Source organism: Parabacteroides sp. AF17-28, from assembly GCF_003479205.1.
Taxonomy (GTDB): domain Bacteria; phylum Bacteroidota; class Bacteroidia; order Bacteroidales; family Tannerellaceae; genus Parabacteroides; species Parabacteroides acidifaciens.
In genome coordinates this window covers 52457-59280 of the sequence record NZ_QUGV01000032.1, presented here as the reverse complement: position 1 = coordinate 59280, position 6824 = coordinate 52457, and the positions used below count along the sequence as shown (strand labels likewise).

5 protein-coding genes are annotated in these 6824 nt (G+C 45.5%); 1 reads left to right on the top strand and 4 read right to left on the bottom strand.

Features of this window, described 5'->3' with window-relative positions:
- Positions 1 to 396 precede the first annotated feature (396 nt).
- Together DWW90_RS18265 and DWW90_RS18260 are read right to left on the bottom strand one after the other, a co-directional pair.
- Complete coding sequence (locus DWW90_RS18265) at positions 397 to 1329, bottom strand: site-specific integrase (protein WP_199662214.1); 933 nt, start codon at positions 1327 to 1329, stop codon at positions 397 to 399.
- A 232-nt stretch (positions 1330 to 1561) separates the two neighbouring features.
- Positions 1562 to 2455, bottom strand: coding sequence for an Abi family protein (locus tag DWW90_RS18260; protein WP_233547808.1), 894 nt, complete (start codon positions 2453 to 2455; stop codon positions 1562 to 1564).
- 417 nt (positions 2456 to 2872) lie between these two features.
- Between DWW90_RS18260 and DWW90_RS20550 the strand changes: the two genes are divergently transcribed.
- Entirely contained in the window at positions 2873 to 3031 is a 159-nt protein-coding gene (locus DWW90_RS20550) for a hypothetical protein (RefSeq protein WP_158582868.1), read from the top strand.
- A gap of 271 nt (positions 3032 to 3302) precedes the next feature.
- On the opposite strand, the gene DWW90_RS18255 is transcribed toward DWW90_RS20550, so the two are convergent.
- Both DWW90_RS18255 and DWW90_RS18250 read right to left on the bottom strand, forming a co-directional pair.
- The gene (locus tag DWW90_RS18255) at positions 3303 to 5051 is read right to left on the bottom strand and encodes a phospho-sugar mutase (protein WP_115499859.1); all 1749 of its coding nucleotides are present in this window, start codon (positions 5049 to 5051) and stop codon (positions 3303 to 3305) included.
- A 95-nt stretch (positions 5052 to 5146) separates the two neighbouring features.
- A complete protein-coding gene (locus DWW90_RS18250) occupies positions 5147 to 6817 on the bottom strand; it encodes a M23 family metallopeptidase (RefSeq protein ID WP_122346009.1) in 1671 nt (556 codons plus the stop codon).
- Positions 6818 to 6824: the final 7 nt, after the last annotated feature.

Below are 6824 nucleotides of genomic sequence, written 5' to 3'. Positions count from 1 at the left end.
CACTCTTCTAAGAGGTTTTTCTACCGTTAGAAAACAACCTTGAATTATTAGAATGGCCTATTTTTGATGAAGTAATTTAAGAATTGGAACAGAATGATTTTGTTTCTTTTATGAATACTCGTTAAAAGCATGGTTATTCCGGACCTTCTTCATCCCTAAACTTTGTTTTTTAAGGAAAAGGAGGACATTAGTCCGATTTTCTTTACTTTAATGTTAATCGAATGGTTTATTTTTATCAAATTTCGCGATTCTGTTTGGTTTTCATCAATTTTATTGTAATCTTTGCAGCAAGTTTGTTGGATAAATGAATTTCAACAGGTATAAAACGCTGTAATATAGTATTAAACAACATGATTAACCTTATTTCATAAATAAGAACAAAGCCATATCCTTATTTCATAAATAAGGTCCCGCCTCTTTTCCAATCAGTTTTTCGATCCTGTGTGATACTTTTTCATTCGCTTTAATGATCTCTTCCGGTGCAAGACGCGCCAGGTAATTACGGGTCATTTTCTCCGTCGTATGTCCCAATGCCTGACTGATCACACTGATCTCAACGTGGCATTTATAGGCTTCCGAGGCCCAGGTATGCCGGAACACATAGCTGGTAAGCGGCACGGCAAGTCCCAACAGGCGACCGATCTCTTTCAGATGCCGGTTATGAAGGGCCAAAGCGGCTTTGTAGGTCTCATGGCCGGCATCCGCAGGCAAGACGGGGAAAAGATACACCGAATCCGGACGGGCATACCGTTCGATCAGTTGACGCATCCCCGTATTGATACCGATCTGGATCAGCACACCCGTTTTCCGCCGCCGGTAGACAAGCAGCCGCCCTCCATCCTGGATATTCTCGCGTGTGAGGTGCACTAAGTCCGTAAACGGCATCCCGCAGGCCATAAAGCTGAACAGCGCCAGATCAACCGCCCCGGCCAGCTCCGGCTTTCCCCGCAGGTTCAGCCCGGCAATCCTCTCGACCACCTCGACCGGCACAGCCCGTTTTTTCGTCTCCTCCCGTTTCAGCCGCAACCCCGCAAAAGGATTCTCCTTCCAGCGGCCCCCCGCCTCCCGGCAGGCAGCGTTATACATCGCCCTGAGGCTACTCATATAACTGTTTACGGTATTCACCCGCAGCCCTTCCTTCCGAAGCGCCACCCTGAACCCCGCAACCCTTGCCGCCGTCACCTCCTGCAACAGCAGCCTCTCCTTCATGCAGTACCGCCCAAACCGGTTCCGCACCGCCCTGTACAAGTCCGCCGTACTCTCAGCACCAGCCTCCCGCTTGCGCCTTTCTAACGACCGCATACTTTCACTAAAATCACTTTTTCGCATAAGCCTTTATCTATCTGATTAAAAATGATAAAGGTACAACAGATGAGGAGGGGAAATGAAAATTAAAAATTGAGAAACATTGAAGAAGAAAAGATGCCTTGGCTTATATAGAAGTAAAAAAACAGATACAAAAAAAGAGGACCCCGTTTCCAGAATCCTCTTGCATCTTTTTTATAGTGCAGATATCGTGACCTGCCGATATGGGCACTTTTGATGCTGCAAATATAATATATTATTCCGCTTCCCCCAAATTTCTGACAGGAAAACCTGTACATTTAAAGATGATCTCATTCGTTTTGTCCCCTCTATCCTTGCTCAGTAGTTTATTGATCGCCTCATACAAATCCCGCTGCCTATTCATTGATATTCTACCGACAATATAACTTGTAACATTTATGACACCGCAAATATTATGCCTTTTGTCCCCTGATACCTGCCCTGCCGGACCGGACTTAATTGCTTTAGCAAGAGAAAGGTTATAAAGGCAACTACCATGTGCACAGGAATTTCGGATAATCCGAATCGTTTCAATATAGTTTATGAATACCCCTATTCCACAACCATAATGATCTGCAATTTTGTACTGGACATTCCGATCTTTCAGGTTAAGATACAATGAACAAATATTACCTAAAGTCATAAATTCCACCGTTTTCCATGCTGGTGCAAAACGATCGTTTATGTATTTTTTGTGATGCCTTTTAATAACCGGATTTTCCTTAATAGTTTTATAGACTTTTTTCTCGAACGTATCAGCATACGATTTATCGACAATATTTGGGTCTACGAACCACGTCGGAGACATCTTGTAATAGTTCGATACCGTATATACGATATAGGTACGGAGATTGACTTCAATCCGATTCAAGTAATTTTGTAAGATGTTCCTTAAATCATAATCAAAATAATATAAAGATACAATATCTTGGAAACATGTACCTTCTTTAAATTGATGATCCCTGTCATCTAACTTCGGAAAAGTTTTCTCAAAAGGAAAGGAATAAAAACCCAGCCGATAAAAACCTATATCCATCAGGTTTTCTTTCACCTTAGTTTCATCTTTGATCGTAATACCCCGCTCTTTTAGTAATTGTATCTGTTCTTCTATCGTGGTCGCTTGTTTCATACAAATACGCGTTATAAGTTTTTTCATCCGCTCCAGAAACCTCCAGACATCTTCCCCCGTAAAGTAAAATATCGAAGTTCCCTTACAAAGGTAACCCCTTTTCCCCTAATCTCCAACACTATCTCTCTAAGAACGCTTTTATTTTCAATATATTGGCGAGGTTGAACTAAAAGTTATCCTTTTGCATGGAACGTTTTTTTACAATAACCCTCTTTTTTCTATTTCACCGTAAAAAAGGCACTGTTTCGGTTTGACATTTAGCTACCGGAACAACGCTTTTTATGACATGCGGACAAACGAGTTGCGCGGCTCGTTTTAATGGCAGGACAATTGTCAAGCCATAATATATTCTTGCTGACATTCCGATAAAGCTTAACTTCCGGAGAATCGAATATTTGAAACAACAAAGGGGAGGATATGGAAATATGGGAAGGAGCAGAAGTTGATTTCGGAAGGAGCCGGCACCTTATTTTCATGAAGCCGGACTTCATCGCGCTGACCCGGAACTTCGTTGCTTTGAAGTCTGACTTCATGGGTGATGAAGGTAAACTTCAGAGCGATGAACCGGTACTTTAGGGGAATTTTCTGCGCACCTCACGGCAATAGACTGGAAATATACGGATTTTTCATCCAAGAGGGAATTGTCTGAGAGACACTTTGAGGATGTGTTGTAGACCTCTTTTCTGCTGTTTTTTACAATAAGGTGGAGTAAATTACTTACTGGCCAGCAATTCCATGATGATGACCAATGCAGGAAAACTGATCGTAGGCAAAAGTAAAGAAAAAAGGAGAGACTGTGGCAGCCTCTCCTTTTATAATTATATGTATATGTTTCCGAATCGCGGGATCAGATTCCCAATGAAGCCTTGATCGCTTCGATCTTTTCTGCTGCGGCTTTTTCTGCTGCGGGCAGTTCGTCGATGCTCTTCACTTTGGAATGAACTTCGCAGTAGAACTTGATCTTGGGTTCCGTACCGGAAGGACGGATGGATACTTTGGTGCCGTCTTCGGTGAAATACTGCAGAACGTTGGATGTTGTCGGCATATCCAGGCTTAACGTTTCATTTTCGATATAGTCTTTTCCTTTCAGGGAAGAGTAGTCATAGAATAACGTCACTTTGGAACCTGCGATTTCCTGCAACGGGTTTTCGCGGAAATGTTTCATCATCGCTTCGATCTCTTCAGCTCCGCTCTTGCCTTTCTTTACAACGGAAATACCTTTTTCTTTGGAGAAACCATACTGAACGTAGATGTTCTGCAATAACTGATACATCGTGATGCCCTGGTCTTTGGCCCAGGCTGCGATTTCAGCGAGGATAGCACAGGCGGAAACGGCATCTTTGTCACGGACGAAATCTTCGCACAGGAAACCGTAGCTTTCTTCGCCGCCACCGATATAGTTCTTCTTGCCTTCGTTCTTTTTCATCACGTCGGCAATCCATTTGAAACCGGTATAAACATCATATACTTCAACGCCGTTCTTTTCTGCAATCGTGCGGATCAGTTCGGTTGTAACGATTGTCTTTACAATGTATTCCTTACCGTTGATCTTGCCCAGTTCTTTCCAGCGGGTGATCAGGTAATAGACAAACATCAGGGCTGTCTGGTTGCCGTTCAGCAATACCCATTCGCCTTCGTTGTTCTTAACGGCTGCGCCTACGCGGTCTGCGTCCGGGTCGGAAGCCATAACCAGTTCGGCGTCTGTTTCTTTTGCTTTTTCAACAGCCATAGCCAATGCTGCCGGTTCTTCGGGGTTCGGAGAAACAACAGTCGGGAAGTCGCCGCTTACCACATCCTGTTCGGGAACGTGGATGATGTTGGTGAAACCGAATGCTTTCAATGTCGGCGGAACAACAGTGACACCTGTTCCGTGAATCGGAGTGTACACGATCTTCATGTCGTGGTGGCGTGCGATCGCTTCCGGTGACAATGATATCTTTGTCAGATCGTTGATATATTGTTCGTCGATTTCCTTACCGATGATTTCGATCAGTTCCTTGTTGCCTTTGAACTTGATTTCGCTGGCATTGCGGATTTTGTTTACTTCGGCGATCGTGTTCTTATCGTGCGGGGCGATCATCTGTGCGCCGTCATCCCAATAAGCCTTGTAGCCGTTGTATTCTTTCGGATTGTGCGAAGCTGTCAGGATAATACCGCTCTGGCATCCTAACTTGCGGATTGTGTATGACATTTCCGGTGTCGGGCGAAGGTCTTCAAACAGATAAACCTTGATGCCGTTAGCGGAGAAAATATCTGCGGAGATTTCAGCGAATTTGCGGCTGTTGTTGCGGCAGTCGTGGCCGATTACAACTTTGATCTGGTCCAGACCTGCAAATTCCTGTTTCAGATAGTTGGATAAGCCTTGTGTGGCTGCTCCTACCGTGTAGATATTCATGCGGTTTGAACCGACTCCCATGATGCCTCTCAGGCCGCCTGTGCCGAATTCCAGGTCTTTGTAGAATGACTCGATCAGTTCTGTCGGATCTTCATTGTCCAAAAGAGCCTGTACTTGTGCACGTGTTTCAGCGTCATAACTTTTTGTAAGCCAGCTTTGTGCTTTGCTTCTTACCATTTCTAACAGTCCATTGTTCTCCATGACCTATATGCTTGCTTTTTAATTTAGAATTTTATGTTTTTAAATTTAACAAAGGTACGAATAAATTGGTAATCTCCAACATTTAAGGCTGATATTTACCAGGTAAAAGAGTATGTGTACTCCGATTGGTTTCCTGCGGCATCAGTCGCGGTCAGCCGGAGCGCGTGTTTTCCTCTTTCGAGCCGTTCCTTGTCGAAGTGATAGGTGATGACTGATTTGTTGTTCATTTCAAACAAAACATATTGTCCGTCTATCTCTCCCCGGTATGTCTGCACGCCACTCAGGTTGTCGGACAGGCGGAATGTGAATGCCTGTTTGCTGATCCAGAGATTGGCGTTGAGCGGGGTGATGGTCGGCGCCTGCGTGTCTTGACTGATCGTATAGTTGCCTAATTCACGGATATCCGCATCTATCCAGCCGTTCCGGTAAGTGCCGCCTATCCAGGATTGACGGCCTTTCTGGATGCGTACGATGCCATATTGTTGTTTGTTTTCCAGCGTGTCGATCCGCAGACGCAGGGATAATTGCGCCGATTTGTGAATCGGGACGGGGCGGTTATGCAGGATGTGTATATCGGCCAATTTCGTACTGTCTTCCTTCACGGAATAACGGAAATACAGGTCATCATACAGGTTGCCTTTCGGAAGGGTCATCCGGATGCCTTTTGCTCCGAAACGGTTGTCTGCGACCCAATGGAACAGTTCAGTCCCTTCCGTTTTGATTTCCGGTATTTCCTGCTCTTTGCCTTCTACCCAAATAGACAGTTGGGTGGTGTTGCCGAATACGTCGGCCAGGGTATAGGTCAGATGATATGTTTTTTCTTCATCAATGTTGATGATTCCCCGGTTGGCGCTTTCGATAAAGCGGAGGCGGTTACCCGGCTCGACGAAGCTGCGCATATAAAAAGAACGGTGCTCCTTCCACTCTTCGTAGTCCACGTAGCTGTTCAGGAAACGTGTCTCGTCGAAGGCGAAGCGGTCCAGGTCGCTGTGGTAGACGATCTGGCTGTCCAGCCGGAGGGTGATTTCTCTTACTCCGTATATATTGGTCGTGTTGTCCATGTAATCGTATGCTTTCACTGCGAGGCCTATTTCTCCCCAGGCTTCTATTTTGCCGGTGAGCGTCTGCTTGCCGTTTTTAGCGGTGACGGGTTTTAGCTCCAGTTTCCGTTTGCTGCCGTTCACAACGCCTTTGCCTTCTATCGGACAGACCAGGATGCCTTGTATTTTAGGGGAACGGGTGTCGGTAATCTTCTCTTTGAAATATTCGATAGGGTCGAGGACTTCTTCGCTTTCTGTGTCGCGTACTTCGAAGTGCAGGTGCGGGCCGCCCGAGCCTCCCGTATTACCGCTGTAGGCGACTAATTCGCCTTTTTTGACCGGAAGCTGGTCCGGTGTGAGGAACAGGTTGACGTTGAAACTTTCCTGTTCGTACTGTTGGGTTTTGAGATATTCGGCGATGGACGGGGCGAAACGTTGGAGGTGTCCGTAAACGGTTGTCGTCCCGTCGGGATGCGTCAGGTACAGACCGTTTCCGTATCCCCAGGGACTGACGGAAATACGGGACACATATCCTTCCTGCACGGCATGGACCGCTTTTCCTTCTACCCCTTGTGTCTTAAAGTCTATTCCCGAATGAAAATGATTGTTTCTCAGCTCCCCGAAATTCCCGCTCAGCAGAATCGGAAGATCGAGCGGCTGCCGGAGTTGTTGGGCGCTGATTGTTTGTATGCAAAAGACAAGAATGGCGATATATAGTTTATACATATATGAT

Bases quoted from the DNA above. Each gene is read 5' to 3' on its own strand.
- DWW90_RS18255 (WP_115499859.1), bottom strand. From the start codon at position 5,051: ATGGAGAACAATGGACTGTTAGAAATGGTAAGAAGCAAAGCACAAAGC.
- DWW90_RS18250 (WP_122346009.1), bottom strand. From the start codon at position 6,817: ATGTATAAACTATATATCGCCATTCTTGTCTTTTGCATACAAACAATC.
- DWW90_RS18260 (WP_233547808.1), bottom strand. From the start codon at position 2,455: ATGAAACAAGCGACCACGATAGAAGAACAGATACAATTACTAAAAGAG.
- DWW90_RS18265 (WP_199662214.1), bottom strand. From the start codon at position 1,329: ATGCGAAAAAGTGATTTTAGTGAAAGTATGCGGTCGTTAGAAAGGCGC.
- DWW90_RS20550 (WP_158582868.1), top strand. From the start codon at position 2,873: ATGGAAATATGGGAAGGAGCAGAAGTTGATTTCGGAAGGAGCCGGCAC.